Genomic DNA, 26,223 nt, shown 5'->3' with positions numbered 1-26,223 from the left:
ACATGACTAAAAAAGCGAAAGCCAAAAGCGGCGTAGGCCAAGGGACCGGAAAAAAAGGCTGGAACCGTTGGAAAACCGGCGCCAACAAAGCGAAAAGCTTTAAGCCGTATACGAGCAAAGCCAACAAAAAATCTGATGGATCAAAATCTGATCAATCGGCTAACAACGAGCCGCCTGAATGGATTGACGGTTAAATACAGAATGATGAAGCTGCCCTTTAAAGGCAGCTTTTTTTGATAGGAAATAAAAGCGGGATGAGCAGATTCGTTTACATCGTGCGCGATGCAGTTTAACATAGATCGTGTAAGATATAAAATATTGGAGGGATGAATGATGAAAGCACTTTATGAAACAACCATCATCAACACTGGCGGAAGACAAGGGGAAGTATATTCGGAAGACAATATCTTCTTCATGGATGTAGCGAAACCGAAAGCACTTGGAGGAGAAGCGACAACTGCTACGAATCCTGAACAATTATTTGCAGCAGGCTATAGCGCTTGCTTTAACAGTGCCTTAGAATTAGTACTAGAAAAAGATAAAGTGGAAGTTGAAAAAAGCGAAGTCAAAGCTACAGTTTATCTGATTGGCGATAAAGAAAAAGGCGGCGTGAAGTTAGCTGCGAAGTTAGAAGTCGACATTGCCGGCATCGATCAAGAGAAAAAACAGGAATATGTGGCAAAAGCGCATGACTACTGCCCGTATTCAAAAGCGATCAAAGATTCCATTGACGTGGAAATCGTCGTCCTGTAAAACGCTCTTGGGTGCCGGTGAAATATAAAATAGGTGTGATGGAAATGGAAAGAATGACTCAACTGGATCAGCAATTATGCTTTGAAGTCTATAAAGCTTCAAGCAATTTTACGAAAATGTATGCGAGGGTCCTCGAACCGTTCAATCTGACATTCACGCAGTACTTGGTTTTGCTTGTCCTCTGGGAAGAAGACCGGCTGCTCACAAAAGATATCGGTGAGCGGCTCGGCCTTGGAACCGGAACGTTGAATCCGATCATCAGCCGGATGATTGCACAAGGCCGGCTCAACAAGGAGCAGTCAAAAGAGGATAAGCGTGCCTACATTATTTCACTGACCGAAAAAGCGAAAGCAGAACATGAACCGATTGAACAGGCAGTTGCAGAAAAGCTGATTAGCTGCAATTTCATGGATGTGAATGCCATTACGCTGATGAAGAATTTAAAAGAGCTGAATGCCTTCTTCAGTGAAATGGATTTATAAAAGCGAAACGAAGCGAAGAACGGGAGTGATGTGGGATGAGTATTTATGATTTGACGGTTCCAAAAGCAGATGGGGATGCCTATTCTCTCAGCGAATACAAAGGCAAGGCTATGCTCATCGTCAATACGGCGACAAAATGCGGATTGAGCGATCAATTCGACAGCTTGGAAAACCTGTATTCCACTTACAAGGATGACGGCCTGGTGGTGCTCGGTTTTCCTTCGGACCAATTCAAGCAGGAGCTTGGGAGCGCAGAAGAAGCGGAGGAAGCGTGCCGCATGAGCTATGGGGTCACTTTTCCCATGCATGGGATTGTCAAAGTCAATGGCAAAGAAGCGCATCCGCTTTTTAACTACTTGACGTCCAACAGTAAAGGCTTCTTGTCGAAGAGCATTAAATGGAATTTCACCAAGTTTCTAGTGGATCCTGAAGGAAATTTGATTGCGCGCTATGCACCGCAGGAAAAGCCGGAAGCATTTGAAAAAGACATAAAAAAAGTTTTGGGAAAATAATCACCCATCCTTGCTTGGAAAGCTGCTGCAGCTTGCCAGGCTTTTTTTATTTTCAAAGGAGTTTGCGCTTCGAAAACAGAAATAACTACAGACGATGGTATTCAGGAAAGGAAGATTCGGATGGATAAAGGAAAAACGGCATTATTGATGGTTGATGTGCAGCAAGCTTTTGATGATGAATCGTGGGGAGAGCGAAATAACCCGGAAGCGGAAGCGAAGATGGCTGAGATTTTGGCAGCATGGAGAAACAACAATGGATTCGTCCTTCACGTTCAACACCGGTCTGACAATCCGGAATCGCTGTTCTATCCCCACAAGGAAAGCTATGAAATTAAAGAGGACCTTCAGCCAACAGGCAAGGAAACGGTCATCACGAAGAAAGTGAACAGCGCCTTCATCGGCACCAATCTGGAAGAAATCTTGCGCATGAATGGAATCACGACAGTAGTGATTGTAGGATTGACCACACCTCACTGTATTTCCACTACTGCGAGGATGAGCGGAAACCTGGGCTTCTCGACTTATGTCGTCTCAGATGCAACGGCTGCCTATGAACTAAATGATCCGAATGGAAACCGGATAGATCCGGAAACCATCCATTCGGTTTCGCTCGCAACTTTGCACGGGGAGTTCGCGCATGTCGTGACAACGGCAGAATTAATGCATGAATTTACTTCTCAGCCTTCCAGAAGTGAGGAGGAGAAATGAACGAAGAACAATTTTATGAAGCGGTCGGGAAAGTGAATGGCTGGGATTTCAGCCGTCTGCGGAGCCGGACGGAAGGAGAGCTCTGGGATTTCTATAAGATTGTGGCGGAAAATGCAGAAGGAGCCGCCGCGCTACTGGATCTTGGGACAGGCGGCGGTGAAAAAATGCTGGAAATCGCCTCTTCCTTTTCAGCCGTGACAGCGATTGACCGGTCAAAAGCCATGATTGAAACGGCTAAGGCCAATTTGGCTAAAACCGGTTATGCACATGTGCGTTTTCTGGAAGCATCTTCTGAAACACTGCCGTTACCGGATAGTTCTTTTAATCACCTATCGAGCCGACATGCTCCGTTTGATGCCAAAGAAGTATGGCGAGTATTGAAAAAAGGCGGGACTTTCTATACACAGCAAGTCAGTGAGGCGGATAAAGCAAATCTGAAGGCCGCATTTGGACGCGGCCAGTCGTTTGGAGAGCAGGACGGCACATTACGGGATGCTTGCAAAAGCGAACTGGCAGATGCCGGGTTTTCGAACATAGAAATTCGTGAATACGATGCAACGGAATACTTGGAGCGCCCGGAAGATTTGCTTTTTCTTCTCATGCATACACCCATTATTCCGGGCTTCGGGGAACAAGAAGGAGATTTCGCTCGCCTTCAGGAATTCATCGAGCAATATCAAACTGACAAAGGAATCCAGACGAATTCAAAGCGATTTCTGGTGATTGCTAGGAAGTAAGGAGATCTGAACAGAATGGAAAGCCGCTATCTATCAATTGAACCTTTAATTGAATATAAATCAGGGTTTCATATAGTGCTCTATCATGGCTGGGGCACTTCTACAGAAAGTTTTAACTCATTGGGGCGCCGGATGGCAAAAGCAGGCCACCGGGTTATCATTCCGGAAATTCTCTACCACGATTCCAGAAATCGGCTCAAAAATCCGTTTACAAAAGAAGCCATCCAACGCCACTTTTGGGAAACCATTTTTACGAGTATAGAGGAATTCAGCGATTTAGCGACGGCTGCTGATTTGCCGGTTTCGAGAACAGTCGTAATTGGCAGTTCAATGGGTGGTTTTATTGCCAACGGAGTATTTTCAAGAATGCCAAATTTAGCCGGAGCGGCCAGTATTAATGGCTCCGGTTCCTTTTTATTCACTGAAAAACGCTTCCGGGAAATGGATGGCCGGCCAAAGCCGACTGAAAAAGAAGAGGCCAATCTCAGAGAATTCGATCCGAAGGGAAAGGGGATAGGGGCTTCTCCTGTCTTACTGCTTCATGGAAGCGAAGACCGAACCATTCCGGTAGAGGGACAAAAAGATTATTACGGTTATTTGATTGAAAGTGGAAAGTCCAATGTTGAATTGAAATTATATGAAGGTATTAACCACCAATTTTCCGAAGAGATGGTCTTGGATTTAATCGGTTGGTTAGCAGATTTGAGCATAGAAGAGATTATTTCCAAGAGCCTGCATCCAGACATCCGTCAACTTCTGGCCTATGCCACATCAGAGGAGCGGATAGAAGTGGAATATGCAGCCTATCAACACGATCCAAACCGGAGATTGTACGGCTTGAAAAAAGAAGGGAATTTTATAGGCTGTATTGGAGTCGAGCAAAAAGGACTCGGGCAGCTTGAAATTATCCATTTAGCTGTTTCTCCGGTAAATCGGAAAGCTGGAGCTGGAAAGAAGCTTGTGGAGTGGGTTTTCCGCACATATTATCCGAAGGTCATGATTGCTGAGACAGATAGCGAAGCTGTCGGTTTTTACCGCAAGTTGGGATTTGAGGTTCACAGCCTAGGTGAAAAATATCCAGGGGTTGAGCGTTTTCTCTGTAAACGAAGTTCGGCCAACTCTGAAGAACAAAATAAATGATTTTAATGTCTATATACTAAGAGCCCTTACTCATGGAGTAAAGGCTCTGTCTGTTTTTGAAGAAATTCTTCTTTGAACGATTCCGCGCTTTGTTCACCTTGTTTACGAGGCGGGCTCGCAAGGAAAGCGGCGAACATGCCAAGCAGCGGAAACAGCAAGATTCCCCAAAGAATTTCCGTATAGCCGCCGAACAGATCATACGCGATGCCGAGCGGCAATGGGCCGAGTGCTGAGCCGGTCACGATCATCGCCATTGAAATGCCGCTGATGCTGCCAATGTGCTTGCGCCCGAAATAATTCGGCCAGACGACAGCCATGACAATGCGTTCAACGCCCATGCTGACTCCCCAAACAAGACCGAACACAATGGCCATTGCTAAGGTGCTAGTGTTTTGAAGCAGCAGCAAAGAAATGATTTCTCCGAAAAACAGCAATGCCAGCATATATTGCACTTTCACTTTCTCAAGCAGCATGCCCGTCAAGAAAGTCACAGGCAAACCGATCAAAGCAGTGATACTTAAAACGCTGGCAGCTGTTTCAAGAGATAATTCTTTTTCTTGGAAAATCGAAACTAAATGAAAAGTAAGGCCGGTATTAACAATGCCCGGAATGGCTGCACAAAACAGCAAAAGCCAAAACGCTTTTGTTTTGGAGGCTTCTTTCACCGTCCAGCTGATTTCTTCCACAGTCTTCTGCATCTTTCCTTGTTTTTTGGCGTCTCCATTATCAGGCAGCAAGCCCATGTCTTCCGGTTTGTTCTGAATCAGGAAAAAGGCCAGCGGGGTAAAGCAGATAATAATGATAGCGCCGAGGATCAGCCAAGAAGCGCGCCAACCAAAAGAACCGATCAGCCACACGTTCAGCAGCGGAAATGCGGCCGAACTGACCAAGCCGCCGATTGCTGCGATGCTGATGGCTCGGCCTCTTTTTTTCACAAACCATTGGGGGATCAAGGAGCTGGAAATCAGCGCCATCGATCCTTGGCCCAATAAGCGGATGAAAAAGAAACCGATAAAGAGCATGACAAGGCTGGTGACAAAACTATTGAACATACAGGCAACCGCAAGTGCCAAAGAAACAATGACGGCCATTTTGCGGGATCCGTTGCGGTCGATCAAACGGCCGATAAAGAATAGCAGAAATCCGGAAGCCAGAGTGGCCGCTGAATAGATGCCAGAAACCGTTGAACGGCTCCATCCAAATTCATCTATGTAATAATCAATGAAAATTGAGTTGGAATAAGTTTGTCCGGGACCAGAAAAAAACTGGGACAGCGCTGCAAGCGCGATAATCACCCAGCCGTAATGAAAAGAATATCCTGTAATTTGTTTCATCGTACATCTCCATTTTTAGCGGAAAATTAATAAGTTAACGCCATTAATATATTGAAATCACAATTTATTATCATACCATCATTTTTTATTATTAAAAGGTATTAATATCAAAAGACAAAAAGAAAAAGGATTCAGAAATTAATTATTATGGAAAAACAAAAAAATCTTCTTAAACTTAGGATGAATAGATTAGAGTTTTTCTTTTTAATGGTTTCGAAGCAAAAAGAAAGGAAAAAAGGTATAAGATAAACAAAGCCATTGCTTTCTGGAAGCGGAGAGTAAAGAAACGTGCAAATAAGCACTTCAGCGCTGCTTGACTTTATAGGGCACAGTCGAGTTAAATGAAAAAGACTTCTTTTTTAGCTGCTCACGACATGGAAGAGAAATTAGATAAAATAAAACGAATCGGACAATATGAACGATTTTAAGGAGAAAGAACAGAATGGATTTGTGGGAAATTTTTGTTGCGATTGTACTGGGAATTGTGGAAGGTTTAACAGAGTTTGCGCCAGTTTCTTCAACAGGGCATATGATCATCGTTGATGACATCTGGCTGAATTCAAAAGAGCTGTTCAGTGAACCGGTGGCGAATACGTTTAAAGTCGTCATTCAGTTAGGTTCTATTTTAGCGGTAGTGATCATCTTTAGAGACCGTTTCAAAGACTTGCTTGGTTTAGATAGAAGCAAAACGGCTGAGAAGAAGCAGCGTTTGAGTTTGACGAAAGTAATTGTCGGGTTAATCCCGGCCGGAGTGCTTGGTTTGGCTTTCGAAGATTACATAGATGAATACCTTTTTTCGGTTGAGACCGTTATTATCGGCTTAGTGCTGGGTGCAGTGCTTATGCTAATTGCGGATTACTTTACCAAAAAGAAACCGCATATCGATACGGTTGACCAGATGACTTATAAACAAGCGCTTGGCATGGGGCTTTTCCAATGTCTTGGTTTATGGCCAGGTTTCTCCCGTTCAGGATCGACCATAGCCGGCGGGGTTCTTTTGAAAATGAGCCACAAATCAGCAGCCGATTTTACCTTTATCATGGCAGTGCCGATCATGCTTGGAGCAAGCGGCTTGTCGTTATTGAAAAACTGGCAGTACATTACGGTGGACGCTCTTCCATTCTTTGTGGTCGGATTCATCAGTGCTTTTGTGGTAGCTTTAGTTGTTGTTAAATTCTTCTTGAAATTGATTGATAAAATCAAATTGGTGCCATTTGCGATTTATCGAATCGTACTTGCGGCCTTGATTTTCGTTGTTTACCTGTAATCGCTTGTAAAATTCATAAAGCTGGATTATAGTAAATAAATACAATAATTAGTGTTTAGATTTATTTTTGAACACTATATATAGTGTCGCCGATAATGATGGTGCCTGAAAAGGCTTAATAGGGAATCCGTGAAAACCGGAGCTGTACCCGCAACTGTAAGTGCTGACGAACTATGGAAAACCACTGTCCAATGGATGGGAAGGCCGTAGTGTAGGTGGAAGCACAAGCCAGGAGACCTGCCTCGTTATAAGTTTATGATCTTCTCCGGGAGCTGGGAGGTATAACGAAGGTACTCTGCAAGGAACAGTGGTTTTCTGCTGTTTTCCGTTGGATTATTTGCGTTTATATACCCGTCTTCTCTCAGAGAAGGCGGTTTTTTTGTCTTTAAAACAAGTAATGGAGGATTGAGCTGCAATGGAAAAACAAATTTCGGCAAGCATTTCACGGACGGTGCAAACAAGACTCGTGCTGCCGCCTGACACAAATCATATGGGAACTATATTCGGCGGGACGGTACTTGCCTATATTGATGAAATTGCGGCAATTACCGCCATGAAACATAGCGGAAAAGCAGTAGTGACCGCTTCGATCGATACGGTCAACTTTTTATCTTCCGCTACAGTCGGGAATGTTCTTCTTTTGGAAGGAGTTGTGATCTCGACAGGCCGGACATCAATGGAAGTCTATGTAAAAGCGGAATGCCAAAACATTGAAACAGCCGAAAAAACCTTGACCACAACAGCCATTTTGACAATGGTCGCGGTAGATGACGCTGGCAAACCAACGCCGGTGCCCGCAGTGGTGCCGGAAAGTGAGAAAGAAAAACAATTATTTAAAAGCGCACAAGATCGAAAGCAGCAGCGCATGAAAATCAATGAATTTGCAAAGGAGCTGATTTGATATGAATACCATCAACCAGTTGGAAAAAGACACAGTTGAAAAAGCCATCCAACGGGCAAAAGAAGTCTATAACTTGGATACAGCACCTCTTCTCGATAAACTGGCAACACTTGAAAGTGCAGCGAAGGCGGAGCAGTCGCTTATCTATGCCCTCAACCGGATTTCCATGGCAGAACCCGATTGGACATTTGTAGCGGCGGAGCTATATTTGGAAGAATTGTACAAAAAAGCTGCAAAGAACCGAAACTATCCGCCGCAAGATAAATACGGCGATTTCTATAAGTTGGTGAAGAATTTAAGTGAAGTCGGCATCTATTCGAGCGACTTGATGGAAAGCTATTCCGAGGAAGAAATCAAGGTGTTGGGCAAGGAAATCGATGCTGAGCGAGACTTGCTGTTCAATTATATCGGCCTGTTTTTATTGGCAGACCGCTATGTAGCGAAGGATTATGAAGGAAATATCCACGAATTGCCGCAGGAGCGCTTCCTGGTCATCGCGATGACTTTGATGCAAAATGAACCACGAGAAAAACGGCTAGATCTGGTAAAAGAAGCTTATTGGGCGATGAGCAACCTTTATATGACAGTGGCAACACCGACCTTATCCAATGCCGGCAAGAGCTTCGGGCAGCTGTCTTCCTGCTTTATCGACACGGTGGACGATTCGCTCGACGGCATTTACTTAAATAACTGGGATATTGCCCGCCTGAGCAAAGACGGAGGCGGCATCGGCATTTACTACGGCAAAGTCCGCGCTCTAGGATCGGACATTAAAAAATTCAAAGGCAACTCATCCGGAGTCATTCCATGGATCCGCTTGGTCAATGATACAGCAGTCAGTGTGGATCAGCTTGGACAGCGCCAGGGTGCGGTAGCTATTTACTTGGACGTCTTCCATAAAGATATTATGAACGGCTTCCTGGACTTGAAAACGAACAATGGCGATGAACGCCGAAAAGCGCATGATATTTTCACGGGAGTTTCGATACCGGATCTATTTATGGAAAAGCTGAATGAAAAAGATGAGAATGGCCGGAGCATCGGTGAATGGCATACCTTCTGTCCGCATCAAGTTAAAAGCGTTATGGGCTGGAAGGATGAAAACGGGACGGCACTTGGACTTGAGGATTTCTATGATGAAAACGATGTAAAGCATTTTACTGAAAAATACGAGGAAGCGGCAGCGAATCCGCTCTTGCCGCGAAAAACTTACCGGGCGATGGATATCATGGCGCGCATCATGGTGTCGCAGCTTGAAACGGGGACACCTTATATGTTTTATCGCGACGAAGTGAACCGGCAAAATCCGAACAAGCATATGCGCGGAAAAGGGCGTACGTCGATCTACTGCAGTAATTTGTGTACAGAAATTGCACAAAACATGTCAGCGACAACGATTACAAAAGAATATACCGACGAAGACGGCAACCTGGTCATGATCCGGAAACCGGGCGACTTCGTTGTCTGCAACTTGTCGTCGATCAACTTGCCGCGTGCGGTGAAAGCGGAAGTGCTGGAGCGTCTCATTCCAATCCAGATGCGCATGCTCGATAATGTCATCGACTTGAATACGATTTCTGTCGGGCAGGCGGATGCGACGAATAAAAAATACAGAGCGGTAGGAAATGGGACTTTCGGATGGCACCATTTGCTCGCACTTGAAGGTATCCACTGGGAATCAGAAGAAGCCGTAACGTTCGCTGATAAGTTATATGAAGAAATTGCCTACCATACGATCCGCTCTTCTATGGAACTTGCCAAGGAAAAAGGTGCTTACCGCGAGTTCAGCGGCTCGGAATGGCAGACAGGCGAGTATTTTGAACGCAAACAATACACAAGCGGCCGCTGGACCGATCTGCAAAAAGAAATCACTGAGAACGGCGTTCGCAACGGCTGGATGATGGCAGTCGCGCCGAACTCGTCAACAGCAAAAATCGGCGGTTCAACGGACGGCATCGATCCATTGTATGCAGTCGAGTATGCAGAGGAAAAGAAAAACTTCAAATTCAAAGTGACAGCACCTGACTTGAACCACAATACGTACGATTACTACCGCCGGGCCCGCCATGTCCTGGACCAAAAATGGAGCATCCGTCAGAACGCGGCACGCCAGCGCCATATCGACCAAGGCATCAGTTTCAATTTGTATGTTCCGCATACGATCAAAGCAAAAGATTTGCTGGAAATGCATATTGAAGCCTGGGAACAAGGGTTAAAAACGACTTATTATGTCCGCAGCACATCACAGGCGGAAATTGAAGAATGCGAAGCATGCCAAAACTAAGGAGGAACGAATATGTCCATACATGCACCTTTATCCAAAATTAAGCTGCTTAATCCGGAACATCCGAATAAATCGACAGGTATCCTGAATGGCCAATCTTCCGGTTTATTGAATTGGAACGACATTGCCTACCCGCAAATGTATGATCTTTACCAGACGCTGCTATCGAATTTCTGGAAAGCCCAGGAAATCAATATGCAGGATGACATCAAACAATGGGATAGCTTAACTGCAACCGAACAGGATGTATTCTTGCGGTTGAATACACAATTAGCATCACTCGACAGCCTGCAGACGCCGACGATGAGCCAGGTGATGGACTACGTGACCGACTCGAGCTTTAAAGCGATATTCGCTGTTATTGCCCAACAGGAAGCAGTCCATACGGAATCATATTCCTATATCCTCAGCTCATTAGTGGCGGTAAGTGAACAAAATGAACGCTTCAATCAAGCCAAAAGCGATCCGATCGTCCGCAAGCGCAATGAGCTGATCTTGGATGCATACGAGGAATTCCGGCAAAATCCGACTGCTCAGAACCTCTTCAAGCTAAGCGTCAACTCCATTAACTTGGAAGGGATTTATTTCTACGCCGGCTTTGCTTTCTTCTATCATTTGGCGCGCCAGCAGAAAATGCTGAAAACCAGTACGATGATCAGTTATATCCAACGCGATGAAATGCAGCATGCTTATTTCATCGCCCAATTCATCCGGATCCTGTTGACGGAAAACCCGGAATTGAACACAGATGAAAATATTGCTTATGTCTATGAAGCAATTGACAAAGCAGTTCAGCTGGAAAAGGAATGGGCTCACTATATTCTAGAAGGCATTGAAGGGCTCGACCTTCAGGAGTTCGAAGGCTACGTGGAATATTTGGCGAACAAGCGCCTGCGGCAGCTCGGGCTCGATAATCTTTACGAAGAACGCAGCAATCCGATGCCGTGGATACAAGTATTCGGTGATGACATGATGAATGACACGAAAACCGACTTTTTTGAACAAAAATCCCGGACTTACTCGAAAGTGTCGCAGTCCAATGGATTCGACGAATTATAAGCCGAAAATCGCCATTGTCTATGCGTCCATTACCGGCAATACAAAAGCAAGCGCAGAAATGCTCGCGGAAATCTGCCAGGCGAATGGTTTAGAAACGGAGCTTTGGGCCATCAACGATTTCCCTTTAACTGAACTCTTACGTTGCGATATTGTCTTAGTAGGCACCTATACTTGGGGAAACGGCGAGATCCCAAAAGAGCTGTACAGCTTGTTCCATGCCTTTGAAACCTTGGAGCGGAAGCATCTCGTAACGGCAGTTTTTGGCACCGGCGACAGTTTTTTCGCAGAATTCTGCGGAGCTGTAAACCGGTTTCGGGATATGCTATTTGTCCAGACCGCTTTAGCGGCTACCTTGAAAATCGAGTTGCAGCCGCAAGAAATAGATAAAATCCGCTGTGAAAAATTCATTGAAAGTGCATTGAAAAAGCATATAGAATTAAAAACAGAAAATACATGAGAATGTAGTATGAGAACAGATCCCTTAAATTTAAGGGGTCTGTTTTTAGTTAATCCGAGTGAAATTATCGGAAAAGTCATTGAAACTGAATTGAAAAATAATTTGAAAAAATACTACCATACAAGTATGCTAATGTGGTAACATGAAATCCAAGCAAAGGAGGGATTAAGTGCTGAACATCGATTCAACTAAGAAAATCAAAAGTTTTTCTACTAAAGACTACGTTTATGAAATATTGAGAGAAAATATCATTTCATTGGCTATCGAACCTGGCCAACAAATTTCTGAAAAAGAAATTTCGGATTTGCTGCAAGTAAGCAGGACGCCAGTTCGGGAAGCATTTGTTAAATTAGCGCAGGAAGAATTACTGGAAGTTTTCCCGCAGCGCGGCACGAAAATCGCTTTAATCGATTTATATCATGTCGAAGAAGCACGCTTTATCAGAGAACATTTGGAAAGAGCTACTGTACGAGTGGCCTGTGAAGATTTCCCGGAAGAAAAGTTGAAGGACTTGGAAGCCAATCTGCAATTGCAAAAGAAATGCGTGGCTGAAAAAAACTTTACCCGGCTTTTTGAACTGGATGAAGAATTTCATAAAATCATTGCTGAAGGAAGCGGAAAAGAGCGGATTTGGGCATTGATCCAACAGATGAATGCACATTTAAACCGGATTCGGATGCTGAGCTTGGCAGCCAACTATAATTGGGAATTGATCCTATCGCAGCACGAAAAGATCTTTACTGCCATTAAAGAGAAAAATGCCGACCTGGGAGAAAAAGCCATGGAGGAACATTTGAAAAAGCTTCTTTTCGAGCAGGAAAAACTGAAAAGCGAATACCAGCAATATTTTAAGCAATAAGCTTTTGGGACCAAATGTAAGCGCTTTAAATAAACGGATTAAAAAATTTTGCTATCCAATAAAACCAAGGGGGATTTACGGATGAAAAAACGCAGTATTATGTCAGCATTAATGATTTCTTCAGCTTTATTACTAGGGGCTTGCGGCGGTGAAAGCGCTGCCGAAGGGGACGACAAAGTCTATACACTGAAAGTCGGAACCGCTTTAGCTGAAACAGATCCGATTTATGAAGGATTGGTGGAGTGGAAAGACAGCGTAGCTGAAAAGACGGACGATAAAGTGAATATCGAAATTTTCGGCAACGGTTCGCTTGGGGATGACAAAGATATCCTGGAACAAGCAAAAGTGGGCACGAACGTGGCAGTTATCGTAGATGCTGGGCGTCTTGCTGAAATGGAGCCTGAAATGGGCATTTTGGCTGCTCCTTACGTAGCGGACAGCTACGATGAAGCGAGCAAAATTGTCCAGTCGGATCTATTCAAAGGCTGGGAAGAAGAACTTGCACAAAACCATAACCTGAAAGTGCTTTCGTTCAACTGGTACCAAGGCGACCGCCATCTGTTGACGAATAAGAAAATTGAAAAGCCGGCCGATCTTAAAGGTTTGAAATTGCGTACACCGGGAGCGGAAATCTGGACAGAAACCATTTCTGCAATGGGAGCAAGCCCTTCAGGCATGGCCTTCTCAGAAGTTTATCCGGGGATCCAACAAGGAGTTATTGACGGAGCGGAAGCGCAGCATCCGGCCACTTACGGGGCGAATCTTCAAGAAGTCGTTAAATACATTACGAAAACGAGCCACTTCCAATTGTTGACGGGCATTGTAGCAGGGGCTGACTGGATGAATGGCCTGCCGGAAGAATATCAGGACATCGTCATTGAAGAATCGTTCAAAGCGGGAGAAGAAGCTTCAGAAAATACGATCGGCATGCTTGATGAATTCGAGCAGAAGATGATTGACGCAGGCGTAGAAGTCAATGAAGTGGACATCGAGCCATTTAAGGAAGTAACCAACACAGTTTATGAAAAATTCGACGGATACACAGAACTTCGTGAAGAAATCAATAAAATCCTAGGAAAATAAGTGAGTGATGAAAATGATAAAAAAAGTAGCTGGCGGCTATGCAAAATTCGAGAATTTTATTACTAATTTATTGATGATCGGTGTTGTAGCGTTTGTCTTTATCGCCTCAATCATGAGATGGGTGGGATTCCCCCTCTCATGGTCTGTGGAGTTTGCTCAATTCTTATTTGTTTGGGTCATTTTTTTAGGTGCCAATCGCTGTCTCCGGGAAGACCGCCACATTGGAGTGGATTTTTTCGTGAAAAAACTGCAGCCGAAAACAAAGGCTGTGCTAGAAATCATTATTAACGTATTGATTATGGCCTTCCTGGTTTTCCTGATCAATTTTGGAATCCAGTTAAGCATCGAAAACTCAGTGCGCTTAATCAGTAACCTTCCACTAAGTTATTCCTTTATCACAATGGCTGTGCCGATTGGAAGCATCTTAATGTTGATCACCCTGATTTTTAAAGTGGCACAGAAAATCAACGTTTTAAAAACAACATCTGTATAAATTGAATAAACGTTACGGATAGTCCGCTAAACTGCTTTGAAGTTATTGGCCGAATTCAATTCGGCCGATGGCTTTTCTTCGGGAAAAGCCTAAAGCAAAGAGCGATTTCTTTCGTTCAATTTTTACAGTCATTCAGAATAAGAGGTGGAAACCATGTTACTTGTCGCTGTTATATTTTTCGTTTTGCTCTTTTTGAATATGCCTGTGGCTTTTGCCATCGGTATTGCAAGTTTGTCATTCTTTATCTTGGAACCGAATTTGCCGGTTGAAATTACAACACAGCGAATGGTAGCGGGGACGCAGTCATTTCCGTTGCTGGCTGTGCCTTTCTTCATTTTAGCCGGAAACTTGATGAACTCTTCTGGGATCACAAAACGGCTGATCCGTTTTTCCAATGCGTTAACAGGACATTTAGTCGGAAGCTTGGCGCACGTTTCCATCGTACTTAGTACGATCATGGGCGGTGTTTCTGGATCTGCCAATGCGGATGCAGCGATGCAAAGCCGGATCTTAGGACATCAAATGATTGCTAGGGGCTATTCAGGCGGCTATTCGGCTGCAGTTATTGCAATCAGCTCATTGATCACCGCAACAATCCCGCCGAGTATCGGTTTGATCCTCTACGGATACGTTGGCCAAGTGTCTATCGGCAAGCTCTTTTTAGCGGGAATCATTCCCGGTATTCTCATGATGATCGTATTGATGCTGGTTTCATACCTCGTCGCTAAAAAACGCGGATATGATCAAGATGAAAATATCAAACGAGCCACATTCAAGGAAGTGGCTGTTTCTTTCAAAGACAGTATTTGGGCGTTATTATTCCCGGTCATTTTAGTCGTGGGAATTCGTTTCGGCATTTTCACTGCTTCAGAAGCGGGCGCTTTTGCCGTAGTCTATGCACTTGTAATCGGCTTCTTCGTTTACAAAGAATTGAACTGGAAGAACTTTATCGAATCCATCGAGCAATCGGTTACCGATAATGCATCCATTCTCTTGATCATTTCAACATCATCCATTTTAGGATTCTTGATTACATACGACCGTCTTCCGCAGAACGCAGCGGACTTCCTGATCGGCATTACAAGCAATGGCACATTGATGCTGCTGTTGATCTTGCTGTTCCTGGTCATCGCAGGGATGTTCATTGAATCCACCGTATTGGTTTTACTATTAACACCGATTTTCCTGCCGATTGTCACCCAAGTGGGCGTAGATCCTGTTCATTTCGGTATTTTGATGATGACAATCGTTACATTCGGAGGCATGACGCCGCCGGTCGGGGTAACGATGTATACGACAACTTCCATTATGAAAGTGCCGATTGAAGAATACATCAAAGAAGCCCTTCCATTTATCGGAGGCGTGGTCGTATTGGTTCTGATCTTGGTATTCGTACCGGAAATTGTGACATTCATCCCTGATTTATTGATGTAATGCGTAAGCTTTGAATAGAGTGGAGGAGCATTTTATGTTTTCTTTTGAAGGAAAAGTGGTTTGGGTTACAGGCAGCAGTATGGGAATCGGAAGAGCGATTGCTGAGAAGTTTGCAGAATGCGGAGCAGATGTCGTCGTTCACGGAAATTCCAACGCGGCAGAAGCTGAAATCACATTGAAAAATGTCCAGGATAGAGGAGCGAAAGCTCATTTGGTTATCGGCGACGTGACGGACCGCAAACAAGTGGATGAAATGGTTGAAGACATCAAAACCAAATTCGGCCGAATCGACATCCTCGTCAATAACGCCGGCACGATGGTCAAGCGTGCCAAAATTGAAGACCTTGAAATCGAAGCATTGGAAAAAATCATCAACATCAATTTCACTTCCGTATTCCATGTGACGCAAGCGGTCTTGCCGCTTATGAAGAAGAGCGGGCAAGGCAATATCATTAACATGACGTCAATTGCTGCACGAAACGGCGGCGGTGGAGGCGCAGTGGCTTATGCTGCTGCTAAAGGAGCGGTCAGTACATTTACAAGAGGGCTTGCAAAAGAACTGGCTGGAGACCGTATCCGGGTGAACGGAATAGCGCCGGGAATCATTACGACGCCGTTCCACGACCGCTACTCCACACCGGAATTGAGAGCATCGATGGCACAACAAGTGCCGCTTGGCAGAGAAGGCACGCCTGAAGAAATTGCCGGTACTGCCGTGTATCTGGCTTCTGACATCGCGGGCTACATTACGGGTGAAATCATTGAAGTCAACGGCGGATTATTGACGGACTGATCCAACATTCGCCAGAGGAGGATTTGTATGAAAGCATTCATGGATGAAGATTTCCTACTGGAATCCGAAACGGCTAAAACTTTGTATCACGAATTTGCAAAAGACATGCCAATTTTTGATTACCACTGCCATTTGACGGCTAAGGAAATTGCAGAAAATAAAACATTCGCCAATTTAGCGGAGATTTGGCTGGACGGAGACCATTATAAATGGCGCGCATTGCGCAGCAATGGCGTGCCGGAAGAATGGGTGACCGGGAAGGCAGACGACCGGGAGAAGTTTCAAAAATGGGCGGAAACCGTTCCTTTTACATTAGGAAACCCGCTTTACCATTGGACGCATTTGGAATTGAAGCGGTATTTCGGCATTGCTAAACCGCTCAGTCCAAAAACAGCCGATGAAATTTGGGAAACGTGCAATGCATTGCTTCAAACAGAGGAGTTTACGGCGCAGCAGCTGATCAAGCGATCGAATGTCAAAGGCTTGTGTACGACAGATGATCCGTTGGACGACTTGGCGTATCATAAGCAAATTAAAGAAGATGAGTCGTTTGATGTCCATGTCTTGCCGACATTCCGGCCGGATGGTGCGTTGAATATCGAAAGCCCGTCGTTCAAGGAATGGATTTCCAGAATGGAAGAAGTCACGGGCGTAAAAGCCGAAAACTTCGCCGGATTGGTGGAAGGCTTGGAAGCACGAGTCCAGTATTTCCATGAGTCAGGCTGCCGTTTGTCCGACCACGGATTGGATTCGAATTTTTATCTCGAAGCAAGCGATGACGAACTAAATCGTGTCTTTGCAAAAGCTTTGGCGCAGGAAACTTTAGAAAAAGATGAAATCGTCAAATACAAAACGGCTGTCATGAAAGCCCTAGGCAAAATGTATGCGCAGCATGGCTGGGCGATGCAGTTGCATATCGGAGCGCTAAGAAGCAATAACCAAAGGAAATTGGAATCTGTCGGACCGAATACCGGATTTGATTCGATTCACGATTTTACTTATGCGGAAGATTTATCGAACTTGCTGAACGCATTGGATTACGAAGGGGTATTGCCGAAGACCGTCATTTACAACCTCAATCCGCGGGACAATCATATGGTGGCATCCATGATCGGCAATTTCCAGGAAGAGATTCCGGGAAAAATCCAATTCGGTACGGCGTGGTGGTTCAATGACCAGCGCGACGGCATGGAAGAGCAGATCAAAGTGTTGGCCAATCATGGCTTGCTTGCCCGGTTTGTCGGCATGCTGACGGATTCGAGAAGCTTTTTGTCCTATACAAGACATGAATATTTCAGAAGAATTCTTTGCAATATTATCGGGAAATGGGTTGAAAACGGGGAGTATCCTGCAGATTTCGACATTTTAGAGATTATCATAAAAGATATTTGCTACGGCAATATCGAAGCGTATTTAGCAATAGAGTCCTAGGATGATTGGGTGATAGACATGCAAATGGTATTTAGATGGTTTGGAGAAAACGATGATCATATTCCGCTTTCAAATATTAAGCAGATACCAGGCGTGACAGGCATCGTCTGGGCACTGCACGACCAGGCGGCGGGCGACAGATGGCCGCTGGATAAAATTCAAGCGATGAAAACAGAAGCTGACAATTATGGATTCAATATAGATGTAGTGGAAAGCGTGAATATCCATGAAGATATTAAGCTCGGGCTGCCTTCGCGGGAGCAGTATATTGAAAATTACAAAGCGACGATCCGAGACCTGGCTACAGTAGGAGTCAAAGTGATCTGCTATAATTTCATGCCGGTCTTTGACTGGATCCGCACGGATTTATTCGGGGAAGTGGGAGATGGCTCGACGGCTTTGTTCTATGAGAAAGCAAAAATCGATGCAATGCAGCCGGAAGAATTGGCGGCAAGCTTCCTTTCAAACGATGAATTTTCATTGCCGGGCTGGGAACCGGAACGGCTTGGGCAATTGGCAAATTTGTTTGAAGCTTACAAGAACGTTTCAGAAGAAAAGCTGTGGGACAATCTTCAATATTTCCTCGAGCAGATTATTCCGGTAGCAGAAGAGAACGGCATCAAAATGGCCATCCATCCGGATGATCCGCCGTGGCCGATTTTCGGTTTGCCGAGAATCATCACTAATCAGGACAATATTAGACGGTTCCTAAGTCTAGTGGATAGCCCGTCGAACGGCTTGACGTTTTGCAGCGGCTCACTCGGCGCCAATCCCGAAAATGATTTGATCAGCATCGTTAAAGAATTTGGCGAACGAATTCCTTTCGCGCATATCCGGAACTTGAAGCATTTCGACAACGGAGATTTTATCGAATCCTCCCATAAAGCGAGCGATGGGTCCGTAGACATTGTAGGCATTGTCAAAGCCTTTCATGAAATTGGATTTACCGGCTATACAAGACCCGACCATGGCCGCCACATTTGGGGCGAAATCTGCCGTCCAGGATACGGTTTATACGACCGGGCGCTTGGCATCATGTATTTATGGGGAATTTGGGATAGCCTGACTCAAAGCAGGAAAGTGAACTAAAACCGATTTAGCCGAAACCACTAAGGGATTTCCCCTTAGTGGTTTTCTTTTGGAAAAATATCCTATAACGCCATAAACTCCAGCCGCTTCGTGTAATATAAAGGGTAAGGATTTGTGAAGGAGTCGATTTTTAACTTTATGAAACGCTATATCATGCTTATGGCATATGTTCTTATTTTTGCTGCATCGCTCCATTATTTTACAGACCAATCAGCCGGTCCGACTGTAGAAGACCGCAGCCGTCTATTGCCAGTGAAAATGAAGGCAGTTAAAGCGGGCGACAGCCCTTCCGCTATCCAGCAGATTGTACGGGATGCGAATGCTGCAGATGACGAGATTGCGATTGCCGGCATGCAGCATAGCCAAGGCGGCCATACGGAATACCCGGATGGAATTCTTTTGGATATGAAACCGTATAATGAAATTTTGGATTTTGATGCTGAAAAGAAAACCATCACGGTCCAGGGCGGAACTACGTGGGCGGATATTCAAGAACGGATCAATCCATACGGACTGGCCCTGAAAGTTAGCCAGTCGCAAAATATATTCACAGTCGGCGGATCCATCAGCGTGAATGCCCACGGCCTTGATATACGAAACCACGGTCTGATCGATACGATTGAATCCATGCGCCTGCTTGATGCAACAGGAACTATCCTGGAACTCAGTGCGGACCAAAACTCAGAACTTTTCAAAGCGGCCGTCGGTGGCTACGGTTTAATGGGTGTAATTTTGGACGTGACGTTAAAACTGACGGACGATGCCCTTTACCAAATCGAGTCGGAGCAGCTTCGTTACGACGAGTATAGTGATTACTTCAAAGAAAAAATTAAAAATGACCAAGTGAAAATGCACTTGGCCCGCATCTCCATTTCCCCGGAATCTTTTCTGGAAGAAATGTATGTGATGAATTACAGCGAAGTGGCACAGCAGGACCTTTTAACAGAGCCTCAGAAACTGAAAGAAGAAACACTGATTGCTGTGCCGAAATTCTTTTTAGGTCTCGCCCGGTTGAATGATGAAGGGAAAGAGGCCTTCTGGAAAACCCAGAAAACGTATGCCGAGTCGGTTGATGGGAAAAAGATTTCACGGAATAACGTCATGCGCTCGGATTCCGAGTTTATGGAGTACAGCCATCCGAAAAACACCGAAGTGCTGCAAGAATATTTTGTCCCCGTGGACAATTTTGAAGCGTATATCGATGATTTAAGAAAAACCTTAGCCGAGGAAGAGTCGTTTAATCTATTGAACATCACGATACGGTATGTCGAAGAAAATGAGAAAGCAGTGCTGTCCTATGCAAAAGAAGATATGTTTTCCCTTGTCCTCTTGATCAATCAAGGAACAGATAGCCAAAGCATTGAAGATACAGGAAGAGTCATCCGCAATATGATTGACGTCACACTCGATCACGGGGGAAGCTACTACTTGCCGTATTATGGTTATCCGACAAAAGAACAAATGGCGGAAGCCTATCCAAGAACAAAAGAATTTTTTGAGCTGAAAAGAAAATACGATCCAAAAGAGCGATTTATGAACCTTTTCTATGAGGAGTACAAGCAATGAACTACAAACGATTTATCGTCTATCAAGGTGCAATTGGCATGGCTTCAACTATGATTTTTCCATTCTATATTTTATTGATCAATAATGTCGGCAATTCGTATTCCCAGTTTGGCTGGGCGTATGGACTTTTTGCATTGACTGCTGCTATTTGCTATCCATTTATCGGCAAAATGGCAGACAAAGTGGGTGATAAATGGCTGCTTGGCGTTTATTCGTGGGGGATGGCGCTGACGCTCTTATTCTTTCCGCTGGCCAATGAAATCTGGCACGTTTATATTCTACAAGTGATTATGGGTGTCTTCGGGGCAGTGCAAAGAAATTCAGAGAAAACGGTGCTCGCGCGGCATGTCATCAAAGAAACGGCAGGAAAAGAAATTGGCAAATACCATATCTGGACCTCCATTGCGGCAGCTGCGGCTGTCATCGGAACCGGTTACCTTGTAGACTTTTTCACCATCTCCAGTATTTTTTATATCGCTTCCGCTGTTTTTGCCTGGAGCGGATTTATCGTCATGAAAAAAGAAAAGCAATTCTCCGGTTTATCCGAATAGGCGGTTCTGGACGAATTTCTTTAGATAAGAGGAGCCGATTGCCAAGAGCAGTCGGCTCTTTTTAATTAAATTTGATTGCCTTAATATATCACGTCGTGATATAGTCGTGGTGTGACATAGTAAAGGGAGAAGGAATTTCAATGAATGCAGATAAAGTGATGAAAAAATATATTCCGATGACAGAAACGGCTTACTACATCTTGCTGTCGTTGACAGAGCCGCGGCATGGCTACGGCATTGTAAAGCATGTTGAAGAGATTTCAAGCGGCAGGCTGCGCCTAGGGTCAGGGACTGTCTACGGCACATTGACGAAAATGCAGAAAGATGGTGTCATCACAGTGTTTGCCGATGAAGAAAGAAAGACCCTGTATGAAATTACGAATCTTGGCAAACAATTGATCCTTGCGGAAATTAGCAGGCTGAAGGAACTTCATCAGAATGCAGTGAAATACGAGGGGGATTTTTTATGAAAAAAGCAATGAAGCTATTTTGGAGCTATGACGTTGAACAAACAGAGAACTGGCTGAAAGGTATGGCTAGTCAAGGATACATTCTGAAAAAATTAAAAAGAGCATCACGGACTTTCTATTTTGAGCAAGCTACGCCGCAGAAGCTTTCATACCGAATCAGCTTTGATCGAAATCAGGGGCCGGTGCTCGCATCCAGTTTGACGGAAAACGGCTGGGAAATTGCTGCAGCGAGCGGCAAATGGCAAATCCTTAAAAACAGCTATTCCGAAAAAGACATCAAGACAGCGCCAGTCCGCCAAGGTGTCATCACCCACAACCGGAATGTTTCCTTCGTTTTCTTCGGCCTTCTGTTTTATCTGTTAGGTGTGCTGTTGGCGAATGTGTCGACGCTTGCTTCTTCCTGGTTCCAAGATGGAACAATCGCAGTGGAACCAAGTCCGTTATGGGCCATTACCTATCTTTTCCTGGCTTTAACGCTTGGAGCCATTGGTTTGGCAAGCTACTCAATTTATAAAATTAAAAAATCCAATCAGGCGATGCTGCGAGAAGAAGCGGGTGCAGCAGCTGCAAAACAGAAGCATCATCAGCCAGTACCTAAAATTCCGCAGCCCTCCGGTAATTTTGTAAAAAAGGTCAAGCTTGGCTGGATGTATGCTCCTGACCGCTTGGAAAGCTGGCTCGAAAAAATGGAGCAGCAAGGCTATCAGCTGCATCACGTCGGAACGATCGGTACGGTATTTTACTTTGTGAAAGGTGAACCCCGGCGCATGAGCTATCACGCTGAATACATGAGCACGGTTGAAAGCAGTTATTTCTCGATTTATGAAGACGCGGGATGGCTGAAAATTTTTGAATCCTGGTCGGCAATGGAAAAATGGGTGATTTGGAGCCGGGAATATGGAGAAGGCGAAGAAAAGCCGCGTATTTATACGGAAGGAAGCAGCCATTTAAAACGTGCGCGCCGGATGGCCAGCCTCTATACAATTCTGTTTTTGCCAATGCTTTTCATTTATGCGTTGAATGCCAATAGGGAATTTCAACAGTTCATGCATGAAGGCACTACGCTTTCTTTGTTCGGAGTGCTGCCGGCAATTGCCTTTGTCTTATTTCTTAGCTTTATTTATCGGATGTGGGCGTATTACATCCGATTGAGAAAACATTACTCCGTTCTGAACAGTTAAAGGACAAGCTGTAAAACTCGCTCTCATCCTTGAAATGCCCGTATAATGGAGCTATCAACGATTCTTAGAAAGAGGTCAGCCATGATAATTGTCATCGATAACCATGACTCCTTTACGTATAACCTAGTTCATTACCTGGAACAATTCGACCCCGAGCTTTTGGTTTTTCAAAATGAACAAGTGACGGCAAATGAAATAAAGAAACTGGTGCCTGATTTGATCGTGTTGTCTCCAGGACCTGGGCGTCCAAAACAAACCGGAGCAACAGGAGAGATTCTATCGGGATTAAGTATGGAAGTCCCCATTCTTGGCGTATGTCTTGGCCATCAAACCATCATCGAATATTTCGGGGGGAAGGTCGTGAAAGGGCGGCAGCCCATGCACGGAAAGTCTTCCTTTATCAACCATGACGAAACAGGAGTGTTTGAAGGGGTTGCTTCGCCGACAAGCGTAGCGCGTTATCATTCGCTGGTTGCTGATGCGGCGGCCTTGCCGGACTGCCTGGAAGTCACAGCTAAGACAGAAGATGGCGTCGTAATGGGCGTGCGCCATCGTACGTTGCCGGTTACCGGCATCCAGTTCCATCCGGAATCCGTGAAGACTTTGGAAGGGTTTCAGATGCTGAAAAACTGCTATGAACAGGCAGTTGCTTGGAAAAAAGACCGACAGGGAGAATCATCGAATGAATCCATATTTGCTGTATGAATTTCGCAATAGCGAGGGAAAGATAGAACCGAAAGCTTTCAAAGACCCGGTAGAAGTTTTGCAGACGGAACGTTTGGAAGACATCCCTGCAATCATGGAAGCGATAGAAGCAGCTATCGACAAGGGATTTTATGTGGCGGGCTATTTGTCTTATGAAGCAGCACCTGCATTCAATCCAGCGATGAAAGTAAAAGGTTCAACCGAAATGCCTCTTGTCTGGTTTGGAATTTTCGATCAGGTCCATATCCAAAGCGAAGAATTCCCGGAAAAACCGTATCAAGTATCCGAATGGATAATGGCGAGTTCGAAAAGCCTTTATAAAGAAGGCATTAGCCGGATTAAAACGGCTATTGAAGAAGGGCATACGTACCAAGTGAACTACACCGAACGGCTGCATGCCGATTTTACTGGCAGCCACCGTTCTTTTTATCGTCAATTGGCCCGCAATCAGCAGGCAGATTACGGCGCTTATTTGGACTTAGGAAAGCATCGGATCCTGTCAGCATCGCCCGAACTGTTCTTCCGTATAAAAGACGGAACAATCGAAGCAAAGCCTATGAAAGGAACGGCTAGAAGAGGACGTACACTAGCAGAAGACAAAGTGAAATCCGAGGAATTGCTGGCTTCCGAAAAAGAGCAGGCTGAAAATTTGATGATTGTTGATTTGCTGCGAAATGATATGAGCCGTTTGGCGAAAAAAGGAACCGTCCACGTATCGGACCTGTATAAAGTGGAAACATACCCTACGGTGCACCAGCTAACTTCGACAGTTAAAGCAGAGCTGCAAGATGCACTGACAGTTTTTGATTGGTTCAAAGCCTTATTTCCTTGCGGATCGATAACAGGAGCACCAAAAGTCAGTACGATGGAATACATTGCAGCGCTCGAACAAACTTCGCGTGATGTGTATTGCGGGGCTATCGGATTTATCACACCGGAAAAAGAGGCAATATTCAATGTGCCGATCCGGACCGTTGTCATCGACACTGAAAAACAGACCGCACGCTACGGTGTCGGTGGCGGAATTACATGGGATTCCACTTCTGAAGGCGAGTATCAGGAATTGGTTGCAAAAGCGGAAGTGCTGACAGAGAGACGCCCTGAGTTTCAACTGCTCGAGTCGTTGAAATTGGAGGATGGCCAATATCCTTTGATCGACTACCATATGGAACGAATGAAAAATTCAGCTGCGTATTTTTATTTCCCGGGAAATGAAAGGAAGATTCGCAAGCAGTTGAAAGAATGTGCGAAAAAGCATTCACAAGGTGTTTATAAAGTGCGCTTATTGCTCAGCAAGACTGGGGAAATAACAGTGGAAGCGCAGAAAATCACGCCGATAAAAGAGCCGGTCCTCTGTAAATTGGCCGTCGAACCCGTAAACAGCCAAAACCCTTTTCTTTTTCACAAGACGACGCACCGGCAAGTATATAAACAGCATGAATCTGAAGTGGAGGGTGTATTTTCAGTCCTTTTATGGAATGAACACGAACAACTGACGGAGTTTGCCATTGGCAATCTTGTTGTGGAAATGAAGGGCCGCCTGTACACACCGCCGGTAGAAAATGGCTTATTGGCAGGTACGTACCGGCAATTTCTACTCGATACCGGAAAACTTGAAGAAAAAGAGATTTACAAAAACGATTTGGAAGATTGTGAAGCTGTCTGGTTTATAAATGGTGTACGCGGATGGCTTAAAGTGAAAATTATTCAATAATCGATCGAAAAAAGCTGCAGAAGTAAAATTCTGCAGCTTTTTTATCGTTGCAGTGAACCGAATAGCCGATTCTTCGATAGGGCAAATTTTGCTATAATTTTATTATTGAGAAAATACAAGCAAGAGAAGAGGTCATCACATGGCATTGGCATTTATTGATGCAGAAAAGCATAAAAACGATGCGTTGGTTTTTCCTGCGTTCAATTTATCCTTAATTGCAGGGGAAGTTTTGGCAATTTATTCGAATGTGAACATTCGATCCCAATTGATAGAGCTGCTTTTACAGAAAAGTTCTTTATCGCGAGGCGAAATTCAGTTGGCGGGTCAGGCCTTAGCCAAAAAATCAGTGAATATGGGCTTTCTATTCCTAAACGATGGCGTATACAAAAGGCTCACGGTTTTAGAAGCTCTGCGCTTTTATAAAAAACTTCATAATTCCCCTGATAAAGTGGACGATATCCTTCGGAAAGTCCAATTAGAGCTAAAGAAAAATACCAAGCTTGAAAAATTGACGCTCTCCGAAAAAAGGCGAATCCAATTGGCAGCTCTGTATATTCAAAACCCTGACGTATGGGTGATGGAAGAGCCGGACCAAAACCTGGATATGGAATCGAAGCGGATTTTACTTTCGCTGTTAACTGAACTCCGAGCAGCCGGCAAGACCGTTTTCATCTTGTCTGGAAATCTGGAAAACGCCGTAATCGCAGCAGACCGCGTATATCGGCTTGATGAAAATGGGCTTTATCAAATTCAAACTTTAGAAGAAGAACCGGCAGTGGAAGAAGAAATCGAAGAACCGGAAGCAGCAGAAAGTATCCAGCCCATTCGTTTTGAAAAGATCCCGACCAAAGTGAATGAAAAGATTGTTCTATTTGATCCGCCCGAAATCGATTACATCGAGAGTTCCGAAGGGCAATCCTTTTTATACATTAAAGGCGAAGCCTTCCCGAGCTATTTTACATTGAGTGAACTTGAACAGCGATTATTGCCTTATGGGTTTTTTCGCTGCCATCGTTCCTATATCGTTAACCTTCAAAAGGTGCGGGAAGTAATCACTTGGACGCGAAACAGCTATAGCCTTGTTCTTGAAGATGCAAAAAAGTCATCGATTCCTTTGTCAAAAAGCAAAATGGCAGAGTTAAAAGGAATATTGGGCATGAAATAAGCTCCATTCACCCCAGAAATGGCTCCTTTCATCTGAAATATGATGTTTCACCTGT

At 44.6% G+C, this 26,223-nt stretch carries 27 protein-coding genes and 1 riboswitch; of the genes, 26 read left to right on the top strand and 1 reads right to left on the bottom strand.

Annotated features, from left to right (window positions below):
* The first annotated feature begins 2 nt into the window (after positions 1–2).
* From NFU07_RS08545 to NFU07_RS08515, 7 genes are all read left to right on the top strand, one after another.
* On the top strand, positions 3–194 hold the full coding sequence (locus NFU07_RS08545) for a DUF3934 domain-containing protein (protein WP_235197619.1): 192 nt from the start codon (positions 3–5) through the stop codon (positions 192–194).
* A gap of 136 nt (positions 195–330) precedes the next feature.
* Positions 331–753, top strand: a complete 423-nt coding sequence (locus NFU07_RS08540; RefSeq protein ID WP_251476733.1) for an organic hydroperoxide resistance protein — start codon at positions 331–333, stop codon at positions 751–753.
* A 44-nt stretch (positions 754–797) separates the two neighbouring features.
* Entirely contained in the window at positions 798–1,235 is a 438-nt protein-coding gene (locus NFU07_RS08535) for a MarR family winged helix-turn-helix transcriptional regulator (RefSeq protein WP_251476731.1), read from the top strand.
* A gap of 35 nt (positions 1,236–1,270) precedes the next feature.
* On the top strand, positions 1,271–1,747 hold the full coding sequence (locus NFU07_RS08530) for a glutathione peroxidase (protein ID WP_251476730.1): 477 nt from the start codon (positions 1,271–1,273) through the stop codon (positions 1,745–1,747).
* Positions 1,748–1,867: 120 nt separating this feature from the next.
* A complete protein-coding gene (locus NFU07_RS08525) occupies positions 1,868–2,455 on the top strand; it encodes a cysteine hydrolase family protein (RefSeq protein WP_251476728.1) in 588 nt (195 codons plus the stop codon).
* Positions 2,452–3,192: a class I SAM-dependent methyltransferase gene (locus NFU07_RS08520; protein ID WP_251476726.1), complete on the top strand. Its 741-nt coding sequence runs from the start codon at positions 2,452–2,454 to the stop codon at positions 3,190–3,192. Before NFU07_RS08525 ends, NFU07_RS08520 begins: the two co-directional genes overlap by 4 nt.
* Before the next feature lie 15 nt (positions 3,193–3,207).
* The gene (locus NFU07_RS08515) at positions 3,208–4,332 is read left to right on the top strand and encodes a GNAT family N-acetyltransferase (protein ID WP_251476724.1); all 1,125 of its coding nucleotides are present in this window, start codon (positions 3,208–3,210) and stop codon (positions 4,330–4,332) included.
* Positions 4,333–4,358: 26 nt separating this feature from the next.
* Here the strand turns inward: NFU07_RS08515 and NFU07_RS08510 are convergent, their stop codons facing one another.
* Positions 4,359–5,666 (bottom strand): MFS transporter, encoded by a 1,308-nt coding sequence (locus NFU07_RS08510; protein ID WP_251476719.1) that lies wholly within the window; start codon positions 5,664–5,666, stop codon positions 4,359–4,361.
* A gap of 442 nt (positions 5,667–6,108) precedes the next feature.
* On the opposite strand from NFU07_RS08510, the gene NFU07_RS08505 reads away from it, so the two are divergent.
* The 19 genes from NFU07_RS08505 to NFU07_RS08415 all read left to right on the top strand — a co-directional run bounded on the left by NFU07_RS08505 (position 6,109) and on the right by NFU07_RS08415 (position 26,168).
* Complete coding sequence (locus NFU07_RS08505; RefSeq protein WP_251476706.1) at positions 6,109–6,933, top strand: undecaprenyl-diphosphate phosphatase; 825 nt, start codon at positions 6,109–6,111, stop codon at positions 6,931–6,933.
* A gap of 81 nt (positions 6,934–7,014) precedes the next feature.
* Positions 7,015–7,192, top strand: a riboswitch (cobalamin riboswitch).
* 156 nt (positions 7,193–7,348) lie between these two features.
* Positions 7,349–7,834: an acyl-CoA thioesterase gene (locus NFU07_RS08500; RefSeq protein WP_251476704.1), complete on the top strand. Its 486-nt coding sequence runs from the start codon at positions 7,349–7,351 to the stop codon at positions 7,832–7,834.
* A gap of 1 nt (position 7,835) precedes the next feature.
* On the top strand, positions 7,836–10,118 hold the full coding sequence (locus tag NFU07_RS08495; protein WP_251476702.1) for a ribonucleoside-diphosphate reductase subunit alpha: 2,283 nt from the start codon (positions 7,836–7,838) through the stop codon (positions 10,116–10,118).
* 12 nt (positions 10,119–10,130) lie between these two features.
* Positions 10,131–11,177 (top strand): ribonucleotide-diphosphate reductase subunit beta, encoded by a 1,047-nt coding sequence (locus tag NFU07_RS08490; RefSeq protein ID WP_251476700.1) that lies wholly within the window; start codon positions 10,131–10,133, stop codon positions 11,175–11,177.
* The gene (locus tag NFU07_RS08485) at positions 11,158–11,634 is read left to right on the top strand and encodes a flavodoxin domain-containing protein (RefSeq protein WP_235197609.1); all 477 of its coding nucleotides are present in this window, start codon (positions 11,158–11,160) and stop codon (positions 11,632–11,634) included. Before NFU07_RS08490 ends, NFU07_RS08485 begins: the two co-directional genes overlap by 20 nt.
* A 169-nt stretch (positions 11,635–11,803) precedes the next feature.
* Positions 11,804–12,493, top strand: coding sequence for a GntR family transcriptional regulator (locus tag NFU07_RS08480; protein WP_309296769.1), 690 nt, complete (start codon positions 11,804–11,806; stop codon positions 12,491–12,493).
* Positions 12,494–12,574: 81 nt separating this feature from the next.
* Entirely contained in the window at positions 12,575–13,576 is a 1,002-nt protein-coding gene (locus NFU07_RS08475) for a C4-dicarboxylate TRAP transporter substrate-binding protein (RefSeq protein WP_251476698.1), read from the top strand.
* 7 nt (positions 13,577–13,583) lie between these two features.
* Complete coding sequence (locus NFU07_RS08470; RefSeq protein WP_251477161.1) at positions 13,584–14,069, top strand: TRAP transporter small permease; 486 nt, start codon at positions 13,584–13,586, stop codon at positions 14,067–14,069.
* A 153-nt stretch (positions 14,070–14,222) separates the two neighbouring features.
* Positions 14,223–15,503, top strand: a complete 1,281-nt coding sequence (locus NFU07_RS08465) for a TRAP transporter large permease (RefSeq protein WP_235197608.1) — start codon at positions 14,223–14,225, stop codon at positions 15,501–15,503.
* A 34-nt stretch (positions 15,504–15,537) separates the two neighbouring features.
* Positions 15,538–16,296 (top strand): SDR family NAD(P)-dependent oxidoreductase, encoded by a 759-nt coding sequence (locus tag NFU07_RS08460; RefSeq protein ID WP_251476696.1) that lies wholly within the window; start codon positions 15,538–15,540, stop codon positions 16,294–16,296.
* Positions 16,297–16,323: 27 nt separating this feature from the next.
* Complete coding sequence (uxaC, locus tag NFU07_RS08455; RefSeq protein WP_251476695.1) at positions 16,324–17,727, top strand: glucuronate isomerase; 1,404 nt, start codon at positions 16,324–16,326, stop codon at positions 17,725–17,727.
* An 18-nt stretch (positions 17,728–17,745) separates the two neighbouring features.
* Positions 17,746–18,816, top strand: a complete 1,071-nt coding sequence (gene uxuA / locus NFU07_RS08450) for a mannonate dehydratase (protein WP_251476694.1) — start codon at positions 17,746–17,748, stop codon at positions 18,814–18,816.
* Between the two features lie 138 nt (positions 18,817–18,954).
* Positions 18,955–20,382, top strand: coding sequence for an FAD-binding oxidoreductase (locus NFU07_RS08445; protein WP_251476693.1), 1,428 nt, complete (start codon positions 18,955–18,957; stop codon positions 20,380–20,382).
* The gene (locus tag NFU07_RS08440) at positions 20,379–20,933 is read left to right on the top strand and encodes an MFS transporter (protein ID WP_251476692.1); all 555 of its coding nucleotides are present in this window, start codon (positions 20,379–20,381) and stop codon (positions 20,931–20,933) included. The genes NFU07_RS08445 and NFU07_RS08440 overlap by 4 nt, the downstream gene beginning before the upstream one ends.
* 140 nt (positions 20,934–21,073) lie before the next feature.
* Positions 21,074–21,403, top strand: a complete 330-nt coding sequence (locus tag NFU07_RS08435; protein ID WP_251476691.1) for a PadR family transcriptional regulator — start codon at positions 21,074–21,076, stop codon at positions 21,401–21,403.
* Positions 21,400–22,584, top strand: coding sequence for a DUF2812 domain-containing protein (locus NFU07_RS08430; protein WP_251476690.1), 1,185 nt, complete (start codon positions 21,400–21,402; stop codon positions 22,582–22,584). The genes NFU07_RS08435 and NFU07_RS08430 overlap by 4 nt, the downstream gene beginning before the upstream one ends.
* A gap of 81 nt (positions 22,585–22,665) precedes the next feature.
* Positions 22,666–23,289 carry an anthranilate synthase component II gene (locus NFU07_RS08425; RefSeq protein WP_251476688.1) on the top strand — a complete coding sequence of 208 codons (624 nt, stop codon included), beginning with the start codon at positions 22,666–22,668 and terminating at the stop codon, positions 23,287–23,289.
* Complete coding sequence (gene pabB, locus NFU07_RS08420) at positions 23,267–25,003, top strand: aminodeoxychorismate synthase component I (RefSeq protein ID WP_251476686.1); 1,737 nt, start codon at positions 23,267–23,269, stop codon at positions 25,001–25,003. The genes NFU07_RS08425 and pabB overlap by 23 nt, the downstream gene beginning before the upstream one ends.
* A gap of 139 nt (positions 25,004–25,142) precedes the next feature.
* Entirely contained in the window at positions 25,143–26,168 is a 1,026-nt protein-coding gene (locus NFU07_RS08415; RefSeq protein ID WP_251476684.1) for a LytTR family transcriptional regulator DNA-binding domain-containing protein, read from the top strand.
* The last annotated feature ends 55 nt before the right edge of the window (positions 26,169–26,223 follow it).

Source organism: Planococcus sp. NCCP-2050 (assembly GCF_023708025.1).
Lineage (GTDB): Bacteria > Bacillota > Bacilli > Bacillales_A > Planococcaceae > Planococcus.
The sequence above is the reverse complement of the archived record's forward strand: the minus strand, read 5'-3'. Positions and strand labels throughout refer to the sequence as shown.